15 protein-coding genes (1 of these 15 only partly in view) are annotated in these 19,323 nt (G+C 28.1%); 10 read left to right on the top strand and 5 right to left on the bottom strand.

Annotated elements, in window-relative coordinates; genetic code table 11:
- From ABM4_RS07030 to ABM4_RS07020, 3 genes are all read right to left on the bottom strand, one after another.
- Nucleotides 1-1,397: the 5' portion of an AarF/ABC1/UbiB kinase family protein gene (locus tag ABM4_RS07030; protein WP_016358988.1), read on the bottom strand. 244 nt of this gene lie to the left of the window's left edge; only the first 1,397 of its 1,641 coding nucleotides appear in the window; its start codon is at nt 1,395-1,397; its stop codon lies beyond the left edge, outside the window.
- Nucleotides 1,398-1,734: 337 nt separating this feature from the next.
- The gene (locus ABM4_RS07025) at nt 1,735-2,718 is read right to left on the bottom strand and encodes a TDT family transporter (protein ID WP_083925417.1); all 984 of its coding nucleotides are present in this window, start codon (nt 2,716-2,718) and stop codon (nt 1,735-1,737) included.
- A gap of 333 nt (nt 2,719-3,051) precedes the next feature.
- Nucleotides 3,052-3,828, bottom strand: a complete 777-nt coding sequence (locus ABM4_RS07020; RefSeq protein ID WP_016358986.1) for a hypothetical protein — start codon at nt 3,826-3,828, stop codon at nt 3,052-3,054.
- A 519-nt stretch (nt 3,829-4,347) separates the two neighbouring features.
- Between ABM4_RS07020 and ABM4_RS07015 the strand changes: the two genes are divergently transcribed.
- The 9 genes from ABM4_RS07015 to ABM4_RS06975 all read left to right on the top strand — a co-directional run bounded on the left by ABM4_RS07015 (nt 4,348) and on the right by ABM4_RS06975 (nt 12,573).
- Complete coding sequence (locus ABM4_RS07015; protein WP_369751285.1) at nt 4,348-5,733, top strand: anthranilate synthase component I family protein; 1,386 nt, start codon at nt 4,348-4,350, stop codon at nt 5,731-5,733.
- 2 nt (nt 5,734-5,735) lie between these two features.
- The gene (locus tag ABM4_RS07010; protein WP_016358984.1) at nt 5,736-6,302 is read left to right on the top strand and encodes an aminodeoxychorismate/anthranilate synthase component II; all 567 of its coding nucleotides are present in this window, start codon (nt 5,736-5,738) and stop codon (nt 6,300-6,302) included.
- Nucleotides 6,303-6,313: 11 nt separating this feature from the next.
- Nucleotides 6,314-7,111 (top strand): indole-3-glycerol-phosphate synthase, encoded by a 798-nt coding sequence (locus ABM4_RS07005; RefSeq protein WP_016358983.1) that lies wholly within the window; start codon nt 6,314-6,316, stop codon nt 7,109-7,111.
- 1 nt (nt 7,112) lies between these two features.
- A complete protein-coding gene (locus ABM4_RS07000) occupies nt 7,113-7,781 on the top strand; it encodes a phosphoribosylanthranilate isomerase (protein WP_016358982.1) in 669 nt (222 codons plus the stop codon).
- 109 nt (nt 7,782-7,890) lie between these two features.
- Complete coding sequence (trpB, locus tag ABM4_RS06995; protein WP_016358981.1) at nt 7,891-9,075, top strand: tryptophan synthase subunit beta; 1,185 nt, start codon at nt 7,891-7,893, stop codon at nt 9,073-9,075.
- Between the two features lie 14 nt (nt 9,076-9,089).
- Nucleotides 9,090-9,902: a tryptophan synthase subunit alpha gene (gene trpA / locus ABM4_RS06990; protein ID WP_016358980.1), complete on the top strand. Its 813-nt coding sequence runs from the start codon at nt 9,090-9,092 to the stop codon at nt 9,900-9,902.
- 12 nt (nt 9,903-9,914) lie between these two features.
- Complete coding sequence (trpD, locus tag ABM4_RS06985) at nt 9,915-10,982, top strand: anthranilate phosphoribosyltransferase (protein WP_016358979.1); 1,068 nt, start codon at nt 9,915-9,917, stop codon at nt 10,980-10,982.
- A gap of 400 nt (nt 10,983-11,382) precedes the next feature.
- The gene (locus ABM4_RS06980; protein WP_016358978.1) at nt 11,383-11,733 is read left to right on the top strand and encodes a hypothetical protein; all 351 of its coding nucleotides are present in this window, start codon (nt 11,383-11,385) and stop codon (nt 11,731-11,733) included.
- A gap of 381 nt (nt 11,734-12,114) precedes the next feature.
- The gene (locus ABM4_RS06975; RefSeq protein WP_016358977.1) at nt 12,115-12,573 is read left to right on the top strand and encodes a hypothetical protein; all 459 of its coding nucleotides are present in this window, start codon (nt 12,115-12,117) and stop codon (nt 12,571-12,573) included.
- Between the two features lie 14 nt (nt 12,574-12,587).
- On the opposite strand, the gene ABM4_RS06970 is transcribed toward ABM4_RS06975, so the two are convergent.
- Both ABM4_RS06970 and ABM4_RS06965 read right to left on the bottom strand, forming a co-directional pair.
- Nucleotides 12,588-14,513: a DNA mismatch repair ATPase MutS family gene (locus ABM4_RS06970; RefSeq protein ID WP_016358976.1), complete on the bottom strand. Its 1,926-nt coding sequence runs from the start codon at nt 14,511-14,513 to the stop codon at nt 12,588-12,590.
- A 179-nt stretch (nt 14,514-14,692) separates the two neighbouring features.
- Nucleotides 14,693-17,284 (bottom strand): U32 family peptidase, encoded by a 2,592-nt coding sequence (locus ABM4_RS06965; RefSeq protein ID WP_016358975.1) that lies wholly within the window; start codon nt 17,282-17,284, stop codon nt 14,693-14,695.
- 562 nt (nt 17,285-17,846) lie between these two features.
- On the opposite strand from ABM4_RS06965, the gene ABM4_RS06960 reads away from it, so the two are divergent.
- Nucleotides 17,847-19,244, top strand: a complete 1,398-nt coding sequence (locus tag ABM4_RS06960; RefSeq protein WP_016358496.1) for a transposase — start codon at nt 17,847-17,849, stop codon at nt 19,242-19,244.
- Nucleotides 19,245-19,323: the final 79 nt, after the last annotated feature.

The following is a 19,323-nucleotide window of genomic DNA, read 5'->3' as shown; positions in this document are numbered from 1 at the left end:
TTATTAACACGATTAGGAAGAATCTTTACCATATGTTCTAGTCCAAAGATATTTGATTTAAATATATCCAATACCTTTGTCGGACTAAATTTTTTACTTATAATTCTTCTTGCTATTGGTTGAAGTACTGGAACCACATCAAACTCTGGATCCAACTTCTGTCCTGTTTCTTCAATCATTGCAATTCCACGTGCCATTAATACAAATTCATTTGGAAGTTTAACATTATACTTCCTCATTAAATTGATTAAATCCTCCATAGCACCCTTAATCTTACCAAGTTCTGCTCCGTAGTATACACTGAATAGATCATTTAGGTCCCTTTTCAGTGATTTCAAATCTGTTTTTTCAGTAAGAATATCCATATAAAGCAACTGATTAATTAAACCTTCAATGTTCTGTTCTGTGAAGAAAATCATTAGCTCAGCAAGGTTTTCCTTAAATTCCTTATCAAGTAAACCCATCATTCCCTCATCAATAAAGCACACTACATTTCCATCCATGATAAATATGTTTCCAGGATGGGGGTCTGCATGGAAAAATCCATTAATGAATATTTGTTGGAAATAAGATTTTACTCCTCTATTTGCAATCAACTTTTTATTATATTTTGGATCATCACTATCAAAGACATTAGATAGTTTTTCACCTTTAATAAATTCCATTGTCAATATTTTTTTAGAACTATATTCGGGATATGATTTAGGAATATGTATTGTTTTATCATTTCTGAAATCATATTCTATTCTTTTCATATTCATTAGTTCCTGGTTGTAATTGATTTCTTTTTTAATGGATCTTTCAAACTCATCAATTATTCCAGGTAGATTATAAATCTTAAGTATGGATACCTTATCTACTTGCTTTGCAATAAATTTCATGATATTTAAATCGGTTTGAATTAAATCTTCAAGTCCCTCTTTTTGAATCTTTATTGCTACCTTCTCACCGGTAGGTAAAGTTCCTTTATGTACCTGACCAATTGAAGCAGTCGCTATTGGTTTTTTGGAGAAACTTTTGAACAAATTAGGAATAGAATCATGTAACTCATTTTCAATCATATTCTGAATTTCGTCATAACTAACAGAGGGATTATCATCTTGTAGTTTACTTAATTCATTGGCAATATCTTTTCCAACAATATCGGGTCTTGTACTTAATAGTTGACCTAATTTTATATAGGTAGTACCTAAATCTTGAAACATCAATCTTAAACGAGCAGGTACACTATCATCTAAAGCTTGTTCCGGATCTTCTGAGCCTGTTTTTTTAAATGGATTGTATTTACTAAATCTGGATTGGCCTAAAAGATAATCGAAACCATAATGTCTGAAGATAGTAACAATTTCATTAAATCTTGATAATGTTTTTCTATTTGTTCTAGTCCTAATTTTCATTAGATTAACCTTTGTTTTTGATATTATAAATATTAAATGTTTAATTTTTTTTAAAAAATTTATTTTGATTTTTAAACATATTTAAGAATTTCTTCAATTTAGTTTTCTATTAGTAATAATAAAGATTATTTTTTAATTTTCATTCATCTAGTTTATTGTTGACTTTAAAAAAAGAGTATTTATCTAGATTTGAACTATCCAGATTTTTAAATCATTTTCATCATCTTAAATTATTCAAAAACTAGATTTTTTAGATTAAATAACATTTAAAATTAAAATATCACATATTTTAACTTGTTATGGGTTTTAAAAAATTTTTATAATCAATTTTAATCAATTAATTGATATTAATTAGTAGTAGGCATTTGATTATTTTTTTATTTTTTTTTATTTCTATTTTTATATTGAAAATATAAAGTAAATATCGAACTAAAACGTATAACACAATACATATGGCAATTGTAATTTCAATATTATCTAAAATATCCAGCATATAAATCTTTGTTCCTAAATTAATAAAATACTGATTTACTAATGTTGTTGCAGTTGCACTTATAACAAATGGGAAGGTGAAACCTGCATAACTGGGATAAAATGGTAATTTAAGACATCTAATTAGATTTATAAACGCAAATAAATATAAAATACATGCAATTATATATGCAAAAATTATTAGATTAACTGATTTTGGAATATTTAATCTGAAGTATTCTACTAAAATTATACTTGCCGGTGCAGTATAAATACATAGGAGAGGTTTGGTTGAATCAGGTATTGGTAACTTAATATATCTGTAGCTGACAATGAAAAACAATATAATAAAGCTTAATAAACCAAATATGAAAGTTCCATAATTTATAAAGTTAAATTGATCAAATTTAAAGCCTGTCATTGCAGCGATGCCTATTCCTATATAAACGATAAAGGAGCTGGTGGTTAAATCTTCTAATTTTCCATGAATAATATATCTTTTTGTAAATATTATAATTATTAATATATGTATTATCAATCCAATTAACCAGATAATTAATGCCATATTGTTATTATAATTCAGAAAATATGTACTAAATGCCATAAGGCCCATGGATAATGTTCCAAAGGTACCTAATAATATGGGGCTATCTAAATTATTCTTAAAATCTTCCATATCATTTAATGTTTGAATAAATAAGCTTAAAACTAAAATTACTCCAGTTGTTCCAAGTAAATATTTAACAGTGATATTTGTCTCCCCAAGAAGATTTCCAAGACTAACTAAAGCTAGAAAAACACCGCATATTGGTATTGGTATCTTATTGAATTTATTCATCTCAAACTCCATTTCATCATTTATTTACTATAAAATAAGTTTTAAATCATATTTAATTTTTATAGCCAGCTTTTTAAGATAAGTATAAAAAATAGTTTTTTTAATTTTAATCTATTTTAATAAATCGTCTTTTTTTTAAAAAATATCTATTTTTATTATTTTTTAATATAAACTTACAAATGATTCTATTTTTAATAGAAAATAACTTTAAAGATTTATGCTATTTTCCAACCACTTTAATAAAATAAAAACATATCAAAGAACAATTAACAAGTTCAAATATAAACATTAATAAAATGAATTAAAATCTTAAAAAAATAATAATAAATAATTTAAATTAGGTTATTATTCAAATGTTTCAATAGCATTTATTAATCTTTCGGCGTAATCTTTTTTAGTTGATTGATTATATCCTTGGTTTACCTCAAAGATCATTGATTCATAACCTAAATTGCTGATAGGTTCTGTAACATATTGGGGACTTGTACCTGCAGTATATGTGGCATGTTTCTCAACACCTATCAGATTTGCTAATTTTGTTCCATCCTCTTCACCTTTACTATCTTCGGTGATAGGTAATAGGAATGTAGTGCTGTCATAATAAACTTCCATCTCATGAACATCCATTACAAGTTTAGGATTGTACTGTTTTGTATCATTGACAATATAATCATTTGCAAGTAATTCTCCCATACGCCTATTTGTATTATAATCACTTACATTATACTTGGTTTGGTTGTGGTTGATTTTAACGAAATAAACTACATAATTTTTACTAAGGTTATTACTATCATTTCTTTCCTTTAATGTTTCATTAGTCGCATTATGTATTCCACTTTCCAGATCATGAACGCCTAATATAATTATAATTGTTTCATTTGATGATTTATTACCATAATAGTATTTGCTAACTGTACCATTTTCATTTTCCCCAATTATTGATGGATCTTTAGAAAGCTTATTTATAAATAAACTAGAAACGGACTCTGTGAAATTATTAACTCCTACAGTTTCCTTGCTTGTATCATTTGAACTTTCTATGCTACCTGCCACCACTGCAATAACTGCAAATATTAAACAGATAAGTATTATTATAATTATTAAATTATGGCTTTTCTTCATATTATCTCCGTTGGTTAGAAAAGTTTTATAATGATTCTTAATTAAATTCAAATCATTTTTTTTTAAAATAGGATTAATTAATTTTTATTAAATCAAGTTGGTTGGATATATTTAATAAAAATTTTTTTTAATTAATCTTTTCAATATCTAATTTTTTAATCTGTTTTTTCTGGATATTGTATAAATTTATTTTATAAAATCCTTTTAAAATTAAATATCTTTCATATAATTAAATTTTTTAATTAAATTGTTTAAATACTTTTTTATAACCTAAAAATATACTATGTACATTTTTGTACAATAAAGATTTAAATAGTACTTTGTAGCAATATTATATATGGAAAGATTACTATTAAATAATTTATTAAGATCTTTCTAAGTCTATATTATGATTCAATGTTTTTTAAAATAGAATATTGTTTCTTAATAGTTAATTTATTGTTTTAATTTGTAAATATTATGTTTTATTTAAAAATCTTAAAAATTTTAACTAATAATCTTGAAAAATAAGGTGGTACTATTTCAAAAAAAGAAATATATGATAAGATCAAATCTTTTATAGGAGAACCTCAATCATTTGATGTAAATATTGAATCCCCTTTTGTTCTTTTTAAAAATTTATATTATAACTATAATGATGCATTTTTACTTGAATCAATGGAAACTGATAGCGGACTTGCAAGATTTTCAATAGTGGGTTTCAATCCAATTGCAAAAATTAAGGCTCATGATAATTTGGTCACTGTTACAACGGATGATAAGGTTGTTGAATATGAATGTGAAAATCCATTCTTGGATTTAAAACAATTAACCAATTATGATTTTCCTGCTAAAGGATTTTATGGTGGTCTTTTAGGTTATGTCTCCTATGAATCCATAAAATATATTGAAGATGTTCCTACAAACAAAAGTTCCTATCCTGACTTTGAATTTGGTCTATTTTTAGACTGTGTAATCTATGATAGGATTAATAATAAATGTGAATATGTGACTTATAATAAAAACAGGCTTGATTTGATTGACAGAATTTATAATGAAGTTCATACCAATGGAATTCTAGAATATAAAAAATTAAGGGATGATTTTACTAAAGAAGAATATGAAAATATTGTCTCTCAAGCTAAAAAGCAGATTACCGATGGTGAAATCTTTCAGGTTGTACTGTCCAATTCAGAAAATTTCATCCTAAAAGGTAGTAAATTGCCATTATATGAACATCTAAGAAAAATCAATCCCTCCCCTTATATGTATCACATTAAACTAGGGGATAGGGAGATAATAGGTTCCTCTCCTGAAATGTTGATGAGACTTGAAGGAGGCGTTCTTGAATCATATCCTATTGCAGGAACTCATCCAAGAGGAAAGGATGAGAATGAGGATTTGGAACTTGAAAAATCTTTATTATCTGATGAGAAGGAACTTGCAGAACATTTAATGTTGGTGGATCTTTCACGTAACGATGTGGGAAAGGTTTCTAAAATTGGTACCGTAGATGTTCCAGAATTTGTTGAGATTAGAAAATTTTCACATGTACAACACATTGTATCACATGTTGTAGGTGAAATTCAGGATGATAAGGATGCTATTGAGGCTTTTATGAGTCTTTTCCCTGCAGGCACATTAAGTGGCGCTCCTAAAATAAGGGCAATGAATATTATAAATGAAAAGGAAAACTATGGAAGAGGTCCTTATGGTGGAGCAGTAGGATATTTTGGACTTAATGGTAATGCTGATTTTGCAATAACAATTAGAACATTAACAACTAATAAGGAAAGAGCAGAAATCCAGGCAGGTGCAGGAATTGTATATGATTCAATACCTGAAAATGAATATTTGGAATGTGCCCGTAAAAGACAGGCAATTGTACAGGCTCTAAAAGAAGCTGGAGAAAAAATGGAGGAATAGATATGATATTGATAATTGATAACTATGATTCTTTCACTTACAACCTTTATCAATTAATTGGTAAATTTAATAGTGATATTAAAGTTGTAAGGAATGATAAGATAACTTTAGAAGAGATTGAAGAGTTAAATCCTTCCCATATTATTATATCTCCAGGTCCTGGAAATCCTACCAATCCCGATGATTTTGGTATCTGTGGGGAGGTAATATTAAAAATGGAGGATACTCCGATTCTTGGAATCTGTCTTGGTCATCAAGGTATCTTTTATACATATGGAGGCAGTATAATTAAATCTAAACCGGTTCATGGTAAAAAGGATACAATTAAACATTCACAGTCAAAACTATTTGAAGGAGTACCTGAGGAATTTGACATTATAAGATATCACTCATTGATATGTGACGATTCAACTGTTCCTTCTAATATTAAAGTCACGGCAAGAAATGGGGATAATATTATTATGGCAATAGAGGATGACGATAAAAAAGTTTATGGTCTTCAATTTCATCCGGAATCTATCGGGGCTCACTATTCTGATTTAATTATCCAAAATTTCTTGAAACTATAAGTTGTGGTATTATGGGTGTAGTTGATGAGATTATCCTAAATAAAAAAGAGATTATTAAGAAAGAAAAGGATAAAAAATCTTTATTTGAAATTAAAAAAGAAGCAGAGGATAAAGTATCCACTATTGATAATAGTTTTAGGTTCCTAGAGGAGTTCAAAAAGAATGATTATACCAAAATCATCGCTGAATTCAAACCTGCTTCTCCATCTAAAGGACATATCAGTTCTGTAAAAGTTGAAGATGTAATGAATGTTTATAATCAGGTTAATGTGGATATGATTTCCTGTTTAACCGAGGAATCATACTTTAAGAGTAATCTTTCAAATCTTAAAAAGGCAGTAGACTCTACCGATAAACCAGTTTTGAGAAAGGATTTTTTAATAGATGAATACATGGTTTATGAGGCGGCTATTGCAGGTGCAAGTTGTATATTGCTTATCAGTGATGTTTGTCCAGATATGGAAAAATATATGGGGATTGCAAATGATCTTGGATTGGATACTTTGGTGGAATGTCATAGCAAGGAAGAAATTGAAGCTGCCAATGATTTAAATGCTCCAATTATTGGTATTAATAATCGTGATCTATCTAATTTTACCATTGATTTCAATAAAACTAAGGATTTAGGGCAATATGTAAAATCCTATCTGGTATCAGAAAGTGGAGTTAATACCGTTGAAGACGGTAGACTTCTACAATCTTATGGTGCCGATGGATTACTTATTGGAACAGCTTTGCTTAGGAATAAATCTATTGATGAAACTAAAGAATTTGTTTATAGTTTAAATAAAGGTTTAAACAGGTGTTAAAATGTCTTTAAAGATTAAAATCTGTGGCATTACTAATAAGGATATTATCGATAAGATTTCCACATTAAATGTTGATCATATTGGTTTTATTAATATCGAAAGATCTAAAAGATATCTTGATTTAGATGAGGTTATTGAACTGTCAAAAGACATGGATGATAAACATTATCCAACCTTGATTTTAGATGATTCGAATCCTTCGGATATCTTGAAAAAAGTTAATAAATCACATATTAAAAGACTTCAATTCCACTCAAATATAAGTATTGATTCAATAGATGAGCTTCACAGTAAATTGGAAGATTTATTTATAATTAAAGTAATTGGAATAAAAGATGAAATTACAGATGAAACAATAAAAGATTTAAAGTTGTTTTCAAATCATGCAGATGGAATATTATTGGATTATATTAAAGACGGTTTAACTGGTGGAACAAATACTCATATTCCAATTGAAACAGCTTTAAAAGCAAGGGATATGGTAAAAGGAGAAAATCCGAACTGTGAAATTATACTTGCAGGTGGATTAAATTATGGTTATTTAAAATCGATTTATGAAAACTTGGATAGTTTTGATATGATTGATGTAAATAGTGGAGTTGAAGATAAACTTGGAGTTAAGAACGTTGATAAAATTGAAGATATTGTTAATTTAATTAAAAATAATTAATTTTCATTTAATATATTTGATTATAGATGTGATTTAAACATTAGAATTTTATTTTTCAAAAATTGATTTTTATTCGAGTATTATAAAAAAATTTTTATAGGTGTTATTTATGAAATATGATGGACGATTTGGTAAATATGGTGGAGTATATGCTCCCGAGTTATTAATGCCGGCTATTGAAGAGTTGGAAGAGGGATTTTATAAATTTATGGAAGATGAAAAATTCCAAAAAGAATATCATAAATATTTAAAGGAATTTGCAGGAAGACCTACCGGATTATATTATGCCGAGAATTTGTCAAAAAAATTAGGATGTAAAATATATCTTAAAAGGGAGGATATGTTACATACCGGCGCTCATAAGATTAACAATACGATTGGTCAAGGTTTACTTGCAAAATATATGGGTAAAACAAGACTTATTGCAGAAACAGGTGCTGGTCAACATGGTATTGCAACTGCGGTAATTGGTGCAAAATTAGGTATGGATGTAACAGTTTATATGGGATCTAAAGATGTTGAAAGACAAAAAATGAATGTATTTAGAATGGAATTATCTGGTGCCGAAGTTGTTCCTGTAGATGCAGGTTCAAGAACATTAAAAGATGCTATTAATGAAGCATTTAGGGATTGGATTTCCAATGTGGAGAATACTCATTATTTGATTGGTACTACAATGGGTCCCCATCCATATCCTACCATTGTAAAATATTTCCAAAGTGTTATTGGAACTGAAGCCCGTAAACAAATATTGGAATTGGAAGGTAAACTTCCAGATACTGTTATTGCCTGTGTTGGTGGTGGAAGTAATGCAATGGGTATTTTCTCAGGATTTGTGGATGATGAATCCGTTGATTTAATTGGTGTAGAAGGTGGTGGAAAAGGTGCAGATACCGATGAAAACGCTTCCACCATTACCAATGGTACTGATGGTATTTTACATGGTTCATTGTCTAAAGTATTACAAACTGATGAGGGTCAAATAATAGAAGCTAGTTGTGTGTCTGCAGGTCTTGATTATCCTGGAGTAGGTCCGGAGCATGCATATTTGGATAGTATTGGACGTGCACAATATGTATCAATTAATAATCAAGAGGCATTAGACGGATTTAGGACATTATGTGAAGTTGAAGGTATTATTCCTGCTCTTGAAAGTTCACATGCTGTTGCTTATGCAATTAAATATGCAAAACAGCCTGAAAATAAAGGTAAAACCATCATTGTTAATCTTTCAGGAAGAGGGGATAAAGATATGAATATTGTTGCTAAAGAATTAGGAGTTAAAGTAGATTAGTTTTAGGTGAGACTATGGAAATGAAAAGATTTGATGAGATTTTTAAAGAGGCAAAAGCTAAAAATGAAGGTATATTTATTCCATTTATTGTAGTTGGTGATCCTGATTATGAAACTTCATTGGAAATTGGAAAGACTTTAATTGATAGTGGGGCAGATGCTTTGGAGATAGGTTTTCCATTTACTGATCCTATTGCAGATGGAAAAACGGTTCAAGATGCTGATAACAGATCTTTTAAAGCAGGAACTACAGTGGAAGACTGCTTCAAATTTCTTGAGGAATTAAGGGATTATACTGATAAACCATTTGGACTTTTACTTTACTATAATCTAATTTATAAATATGGTATTGATGAGTTTTATAAAAGATTGGCGGATATAGGTGTTAATGCAGTTTTATGTGCTGATTTGCCTCCTGAAGAATCATCAGATGCAAGGGAAGCTGCAGATAAATATGGTGTTGAAGAAGTATTTATTGCAGCTCAAACTACAAGTAATGAAAGACTTCAAAAGATCGCAGAATATGCAGGTGGATATATTTATGTAGTTTCTGTAATGGGTACAACCGGTGTAAGGGAAAATGTTGATATGGATACAACTGATATGATTGAGAGGATGAGGCAACATACTGATATGCCATTATGTGTTGGTTTCGGAATTTCAAAACCTGAGCATGTAAAACAGGTAATTGCATCTGGTGCTGACGGAGCTATTGTTGGAAGTGCAATAATTAATAGGATTGCAGATAACCTTGATGATAAAAATAAAATGCTTAAGGAAATAAGTGAATTTGTTAAATCTATGAAAAAAGCAACTAAAAAAGAATAGTGTGATGTTAATATGATTGAAGAGATTTTTGATAGTTTACTTGATGAACAAAGGGATTTAACCGAAGAAGAGGCCTCTAAATGTATGGAGGATATGATTTTAGGTAACTGTAATGATAACATTATAGCAGGATTTTTAATTGCCCTTAGAATTAAAGGGGAATCTATTCCTGAAATTACAGGATTTGCAAAGACCATGGCGTCTTATGGTCGCCATGTTGATTATGTTCCAAAGGGGTATCTCCTAGATGTGTGTGGTACAGGTGGGGACAATTTTAAAACATTTAACGTAAGTACAGCAGCATCAATTATTGCAGCTGCAGGTGGTGCTGAGATATCCAAACATGGTAATAGATCTGTAAGCAGTAAATGTGGTGGTGCTGATGTTTTAGAGGCGTTAGGTGTAAATATAATGCCTGATCCAGAGGTAAATTCTTATTCACTTGAACATTGTAATTATGGATTTCTGTTTGCTCCAAAATACCATCCTGCAACTAAAAATGTAATGGGTATTAGAAAGAGTTTAGGTACCCGTACTGTCTTTAATCTTTTAGGTCCTTTAACCTGTCCATCTAATCTTAATGCACAGTTTACTGGAATATATGATCCGGATTTAATTGAGGATATAGCAGAGGTACTTGTAAACCTTGGAAGAAAAAGGGCAATGGTATTACATGGTTTTGATAATGAGGGTAATCCTGCAATGGATGAAATCTCAATTATAGGTAAGACAAAAGTGGCATTCATAAACCATGGAAAAATTAGGGTTGATTATATTAGCCCTGAAACGTTTGGATGTAATAGTGTAAATCCTGATTATATCAGAGCTCCAGAATCAAAAGATGATCACGTTAAAATAATTAAAAATATTCTTGTAAATAAACAGGATACTGATAAAGATAAAGCAAGATTAGATTTGGCATGTATGAATTCTGCAGGGATTTTATATGTTGCAAATAAGGTTAAATCTTTAGATGAAGGTTTTAATTATTCTAAAGAATTAATTAAAGATAATTCTGCATATGATGAATTAGATAAAATAAAATATTATAGTAATCTTAGTTTAGATGATTTAAACTAATTTTTTATAATAATTTATCCATTTCTATCTTTTTTTTATTTAAAAAAACTTTTTATTAATTGTTGTTTGTATATTTTACATCGGATATCTTGAATAATGGACATATTCTATTTTTTGTTTTATTGTCTGTAATTTCACCAGAAACTCCTTTTTCTTAATTATTATCATTGGATTTTAATTTAATGGAAATTATTTTTTTGAACTATTTTCATTAAAATATTGTTATTATGGCTATTTTTTTCAATTTGTTTAATTTTTAAATTGTTTTTTAGACAATGCAAAGGTTTATATTTGTGTATGTGATATTCATTATTGTATCACATATCTTGATGATCTGTGATAATATCTTTTATCTTTATAGATAAGTTTGTAGATTTAAAATTTAATAGAAGTGATTATAATGTTAACAACCGAACTTTACATGGAAAATGAAGAATCTCCTATAAAACTTAATAAAGATTTTATTGAAAACAATTCTAAAGATATTTTTAAATTATATGATTATATTCCAGCAGCAATTTTTGATATAATGGTTAAATATGATTCTACATTTGTCTATTATCGTGATAGATTACTTGAAGATCCTAAATGTAGTGTTCTATTCCATATTTACTTAAATCATCAAGATAAATTAGATTATTATAAACATAGTAAATTCATCACCGCCTTAAAGAATCAGGAAGTTAGGGAATTTATTACCAAATATCCTGAATTTAGAAAAGTTATTAAAGAAGATCCGAATTATGAATAAAATGATTTAATTTCTTTTCTAAATTCTTTACTTTTATTATGGTTAAACAAGATTATCTTAATCTTTTTAGCCATATCTCTGTTTTTGGTTATTGTTTTGAGTATTTTAATTATTTTAGGTATCATTCTATCTTGTTTTATCTGTTTTTAGCTACTATTGGTGGTTGTTTTAATTATTTAGTTATTAATCTATTGTTTTAACTGTTTTAATTTAGTGAATACTTCCTGATTTAAATTTTAGGTTATCTAAAAATCTCATTGTTTTTAATTGAATCTCAACTTTCATTATCTTAAAAGAGTTTTAAATATTAAGTTTTTAAATTATCTCAATTTAATTGATAGAACAAAAAGATTTAAGTTAATATTTAATAAAAACTTAAATATGAGTAAATATTCTTTATTTTTATGTGATAATTGCGATTTTCAATATGAACATGTAGATAGAGTTTTCTATTTTAATGAGGATTTAACCGAGATTAATGAGGAAGCTTTAATGATAATGACTTCTAGAGCCAAGACTGCATCTCTAATCTCAGGTTTTATTTTAGTATGGTACTGTCCCCATTGTAAAGAATTTGTAACTGAATATGATTTGACAGATAATAAATCCGATTTAAGTATTAATGAAGTGGAACAATTAATTAGAAAAGTATCTAAACATGAAAACATCATATTCTTCTTGGAAATTGTAGGTGAAGATGGTATACATCAGGGTCCTTACAATGCATATAGGAAATGTGGAAAATGTGGTAATGTTGTAGATTCTATATGGAATTTTGATAAGTGTCCTGCATGTAATAAAGGTAAACTACATTTGGTAGATAAATTTATTTTTGACTAGTTTTAGCTATTTGTTTAATCAAATTTTTTAAGAACCTCTCCATAAACTTCTTTTAGAGTACCTTCGGAGTTTTCATAGATTCTTTTAAGAATCAATTCCGGTGTACTTCTAGCTAAATAATTCATTTTCGGGGTTCTATCTACAATCAAATCATAGTTTTCATCTAATCCCTTAGCTTCAATACCATCCACTCTAACATCGGTATATAGCATTAGTTCCTTTGCCATGTGTGTTACAATAATACCGAAGGAATCTGTTTTCTCAATCATTTCAATAAAGCTTGATATAATTTTGACAGCTGCCTCTAATTCTGTAATTCCTTCAAGTTCATCAAGAAGTACTAATTTCTGGCTGTTTGTAGTAACAATTGGCATAAATATATTCAAAAATGTTTCAAAAGCACCTGCATCAAGTGATCGTTTTTTGGAGAAGTGATATATCTCATCAAGAATGATTACTTCCGCAGACTCCGCACATACCGGAAGTCCCATCTGTGTCATTATTGAAATTTGACTTATGGTTTCAAGTAATGTGGTTTTACCACCACTATTTGCGCCTGTTAAAAGGGCTATGTTCTCTCTGGGACTTAGTTCATAATCAATTCTCTGAATCTTTTCAGGATTCTTTAGTGCAAGATTTAAGTGTAATGCCCCTTTAAATTTAAATCCGTCAGATATTACTGGTGCGTGTAGGTCATATTCATATGCGAAACTTCCAAGTGAAAATTCATAGTCGAACTTAATTACCTCTTCAACCTCTTTTTCTGCCTTGTCTTTTATTGCTTTAAGATGGTTTGCAGCGTTAAGTTTCATGTCATAGATATTATTTTCGCGTTTTGATTCAATATCACATTTTACACGTCTGATTTCATCCTCATCAATTTCAAGAGGATATTTTTTAATAAAAGGATCAAATCTTATTGATGTTTCTTTATAAATCATCTCATCTAATTCGGTTAATGTGTCTTTCAGGATATTTTCAAGTTTTGATGGCATTTCATGATTTAATAGATCTAACACTTCCTCCCCTTCAAGGTCAATATTCTTTATTTCCTCCTTAAGTTTCTTATTACCATATTCTTTAGCATCATGTACTGCCCCATCAATATCAACATTATCCTTTTCAACGATATTTACCTCGTCAAGAATAGGTTCTATATCTTCAAGGACAGTGTCTAAATTAAGTATTTTTCTAATAATTCCAACATTTTTAAACAATTCCTTATTTAAATTAAAATAATTTAACATGATGTCTGGAACGATTTCCTCTTTGGAAGATTCTTTACTTATCATTACAACGTTAGGTGAATCGCTAAAATCAAGAAGTCCCTCGGAATAAACATACAATATTAATTCGTAGTTTCTAATTTCCTCTATAAGGGTAGGTGAGTTCCTAGCAGTAATAATGGAGAAATATTGGTTAAGTCCTAAATCTGTTAAATAAGCATTGTCCTCATCACTTTCTACTAATATGAGTTTACTTGCATCGAACTGTGCTTTTGGTTTAATTGGTTTATGTAAATTTTTCATTAAACCTTTAAGTTTTATGATGGGTAAATTTGACACCTTTTCTTTTGCATCCATTACAAATTGGATATTGGACTTTATTCTTTCTTTATCCTTAGTAGGTGAAAGTAGCAATATTCTATTTTTGGAATACTCCGTATTAGAATAAGCTAATATTTTCTGTATGATGTCATCATAGATTTCTACAGCCCTATCACTTTTTAAAAATTCTTGTTTAGGGTTTCCAAGAAGTTGATTCATTATTTCAATTGCTTTTTTCTGGGATATTCCTTCGATTGACGTAAGTTTTTCAAGTTCCAGGTTATCCACAATTTCATATAGGTTCTCTTCTCCCCCAAGTTCCCGTATAATTTTACCTGAGAGCTTTTCTCCTACTCCTTTAATATCCTCTAATTTGACCCTATCATCTATCATATTACCAAACCCTTATTATATGTTCAAATCAATAGGTTTTTTCATGTTGATTAAAAGACGATTGTTGAATATGTTAGTTTTTTAATCTTTGGATTATTGAAAAAATCATATTGAAATTTAGTATTTCTATTTAAGGATTTAATATATAATATTCTTTAGATAGAGCATATGAAAACTATTTATTGTAGTTGTCTGTTAAAATTTAATTGGGTTGCATTATACCAAAAATTATTAATTAAGTCCTGATTTAAGTCATCTAGATTTTTAAGAGATTCTAGTGCATTTCTAAATATTTCGCTGATTTTATTAACATTTTCTGCACTTTCCCATCTTAAATCAATGGCATAATTGGACATGCCAATGTTATTTAAATAGTCTAGCTCTTTAATTAATGATAATCTTTCATAATATAATATGTATAAATCTTCGGTAATTGTACCTTTAACCGGGTAGTAATGGTTGTTTTTGTCTTTAATTGAGATATTCAAATCGGTGTCTTTGGAAATTTTAATGTTTAATTCTTTTCTAATGTTTTTAATATCTTTTTTAGACATTATTGGCTTTCTTGTAATCATTGCCTCCAGAATACCGCCGATAACAATTTCCAGTTTATCGGTATCTGAGTTTGAACGTAGATCTTTAATATCCTCTTTTGAAAGTTCTGTAGATATTGTAAGTATGTCAAAACTATTTAAGCTATTGGCTGTTTCATGATTGTAAAGATTTAATCCCTGAGAACCATATACGTTAATGTTATAATTCTTTAATATTTCTGCTAATCTATAGTTGGAGGCCATAATGTCTGTATAAATGTCTAGTTTATGTAATATTCCAAGTGTTTTAAATAAACCGTTTATTGTGTCTCTACAACATACTTTGGGCCACATCCATACAAGGTTATAATCCTTATCCAAACTTAACTCATATGCTTTTTTAATGAAATTAACGCAATAGTTTATATTAAATCTCTCTTTATAATTTTCAGATAAAATATTCATTTCATTTGGAGGAATCTCTAGATAAACCCTTTTAAATATTGGGTTTTTATTGATCTCTTTTAATGCATCTAATGAATTAATATAAATGGACAAATTCTTGTTTTCGCAATTTTTCTCTGTTTTACTATATCTATTCTTAAAGTAATTATTTTTATACTCTTTATAGTTTGACTTAACTTTATCTAGGTCTTTTGGAATATATGATTCCTCTATCTCTTCGGTTAATTTCTGGTAAAAATCCCTTCTAAGCTTATTTAAATTACTCATAGGGGTAAAAAGATTGTCCGTATAATTAACATTAACATGTTTTATATAAAATGGTAAATTGTCGGTTTTATTGAAGTTTTCTCTGATTTTTTTAGAATCTACAGGTTTATTTATAGCTTCCTCCCATTGATTTTTGCCCTTGTATTTTAGTTCAGCTGTCTTTCCATTTCCTAATTTAAGGTGTCCTTTAATAATTGGATATCTATTTTTATTTACCTTAAAGTCGATATCAAGTACTGATTTTTTATAACTATGGTTTTCACCATTTAACCCTTGTTTGGTCTCATCCTTGATTGCTTTTCTTTTTGAAATATAAACCTTGGAGTTATTATCGATTTTAATATTTATGTTTTTATTTTCTCTGATTGTCTTTAGAACAAGAAAATCGTCTTCAAACTTGGGATCGATTGAAAGTTCAAATCCATATGTATCCCTTTGGCTATTTTCTAAAGGTTTCCCCTCAATTAATATTCCATCACCTTTTTCAGGAATGGTTTTGCCGGATAATTCTACTTTGATTGTATTCTTACCATTAAAATCAACTACATTTCCAATAAAAAGTCCATTATTGGATGGTTTTTTATAGTTCATTATTCTATTTGGATTATCGAGTAAATGGCCACGTGTGAATTTACGATTAAAAACAAGACTTAACTCCTCGTTATGAGGTAAATGTTTATTATGTCTTAATTTATTAAGTGCTTGTCTATATGTATTAACTACAACTGAAACATATTCCTCGTTTCTCATTCTTCCTTCAATTTTCAATGAATCTACAAAAAGAATTCTCTCTAAATCGTCATATAATGAAAGGTCTTTTGGAGATAAATAGTATTTTCTTTTGCTTTCTATGAGGAAATTTTCATCTAAACTATTGCCATTTTCACAACATAAACTATATTTTAATCTACAAGGTTGGGCACATCTTCCTCTATTTCCGCTTCTGCCCCCAATATATGATGATAAAAGACAATGTCCTGAATAGGAATAACATAATGCTCCATGTAGAAACATTTCAACTTTAATACCATTTTGATGAGCATATTTTGTTATTTCTTTAGCCTCTTTAAGTTTTAATTCACGGGGTAATACTATTCTTTTAATTCCCATTTCTTTTGCCCAGTCAACATCCTCAAGATTATGTATATTTAATTGTGTTGATGCATGAATGGGGAGGTTGGGGATTATTTCATGTACGATTCTAATAAGACCTACATCCTGTATAAGAAGTCCGTCTATGCCAATTTCATATAGTTTAATAATATAGTCTATTACTTCAGGGATTTCCTTTTCCTTAATAAGAATATTAACAGTTACATAAACCTTGACATTGTAAAGATGTGCAAATTTAGTAGCTTCCTCAATCTCTTCCAGACTAAAATTTTCCGCATATTTCCTGGCACCGAATTCTTTACCGCTTAAATAAATAGAACTTGCACCATTGTATACTGCAAGTTTAAGATGATTCATGTTTCCAACTGGAGCAAGTAATTCTGGTATTTTCATAGTATCCTCATAAATTAATTATATTAATAATATTTTATCTTTATTAAATAATAAATCTATAAGATTTTTAATTTCTTAAATAAATATTTTAATCTTTTTTTTAAAAACGAAAGTTTTTATAAATATTTTAAGAATAACTTGAATTTTATTATTAATTTAACTTTAGGAATAATATTTAGTTCTGGAGTAAAAACAGTTTTTAATAAATGTATTGGGACTGTAAAAAATTCAACTGATGATAAACCACTTATTTTTTCTAATTCTAACTAAAAAACAATTTACAGTTGAAATACAACTTCAAAAGTTATAAAATAACATAAAACTAAAAAATAATAAGTTACATTAAAATAAAAGAACAATGAACCAAAATAACAACAGAAAATCATAACACCAAAATAAACAAAACAAAACTCTAATTTAATAAAAACAAACAAAACAAGTCCTAAAAATAAAATACTTAATTAATATAAAGTAATATACAAAATAATAAAATAATAAGCGCTATTTCAACTGAAAAATAGCATAAAAAGAGTTAAATAATAATGTGGGCATATATATTAATATGAAGCAAAATACACCCACAATTAATAATTTAAATGAAGAAATATTTATTTTTTTCGATTCAAAAACACAAAAAAATCACATAAAAATCACAAATGATCTAGACCCTGAAATAGCAATTATCTTCTTAAAACTAACTGAACCCACTAACAAAGCAATAATAGTCAAGAAAAAAGAATATTGCAGTAAATGCGGAGCACCACTAAACAAAAACGGACTAACCAAAATAAAATACGAGAAAAAACACGAAATATATCTACAAAAATACGTTTGCAGCTCGAAAAAATGCAAACACTACGAAACAACAGATATAACAAAATTTAAAGACAAATACTGCAATTATTCAAAGAAAACAAAAGAAAAAGCAATAATATTCAAAACACAAACCTATATACCATATAACAAAGTTGCAAACATCATAAACAAAACAGAAAACCTAAATATAAGCCATCAAACAATCTACAACACATTTAAACAAAAAATCGATGACTGGATACTAAAACACGAAAAACACATTAAAAAACAAATCAAAGAACATGAAATCGAATATAGTGGAATAATCCACTACGACGAACAATATTTGAACATATCAAGACAAACATACCTCAGATTAAGCATAATAGACGCAATAAGCAAAATAACAATTAACACAAAAATAATACACAAAAACAAATTCAACCAAAAAACGTTCGAAAACTTCATCAAAGAATCCACAAAAGAATTTAAACTAAAAGTACTAATAACAGACGGACACCCAATCTATAAAAAATTCTGCAAAGAAAACAACATAATACACCAACAATGTGTATTCCATTTAATACATGAAATACGAAAACCCGCATACAAACAAATAAACAAACTAAAAAGACAAAACAAAACAAACAAAAATAAAATAGAAAAAATAACAACTAAAATCGAAAAATTACAAAGTAAAATCCAAATCAAAAGAGGCAGAATCAAAAAAACAGACAAAAAAAGAATAAAAATAAATGAACAAATAAAAAGCCTAAAAATACAATTAAACATTCTAAAATTTAAAATAAGAGAAAACAAACACAAAATCAAAAAACTAGAAAAATACATGGACAAAATATCATTAATATTCAAATCCAAAAAAATAAAAACAGCAACAAAAAGAATAAACAAATTAAAAGAAGAAATAGACCAAATACCCGAAATAATAGCCAAAAAAATACCAAAAATCACCAAAAACATAGAAAACTACTTAAATCATATGAAAAACAAAAACATACCAAAAACAAACAACACAATAGAACTATTATTCAGAACAACACTACCAAGAAGCAGAAAAAACATATTCCGAACAGTAAACGGAGTAAAAAACGAATTCCAAACCAAAGAAATCATAAGAAACTACAAAACAATAAAACAAATTTAAAAAAATTCAAGCCATCAGTTGAATTTTTTACAACCTCAATGTATTTTAATTTAAATCAGTAATCTTAATTAGATCATAA

Origin of the sequence: Methanobrevibacter sp. AbM4 (assembly GCF_000404165.1) — an archaeon.
Lineage (GTDB): Archaea > Methanobacteriota > Methanobacteria > Methanobacteriales > Methanobacteriaceae > Methanarmilla > Methanarmilla boviskoreani.
The sequence above is the reverse complement of the archived record's forward strand: the minus strand, read 5'-3'. Positions and strand labels throughout refer to the sequence as shown.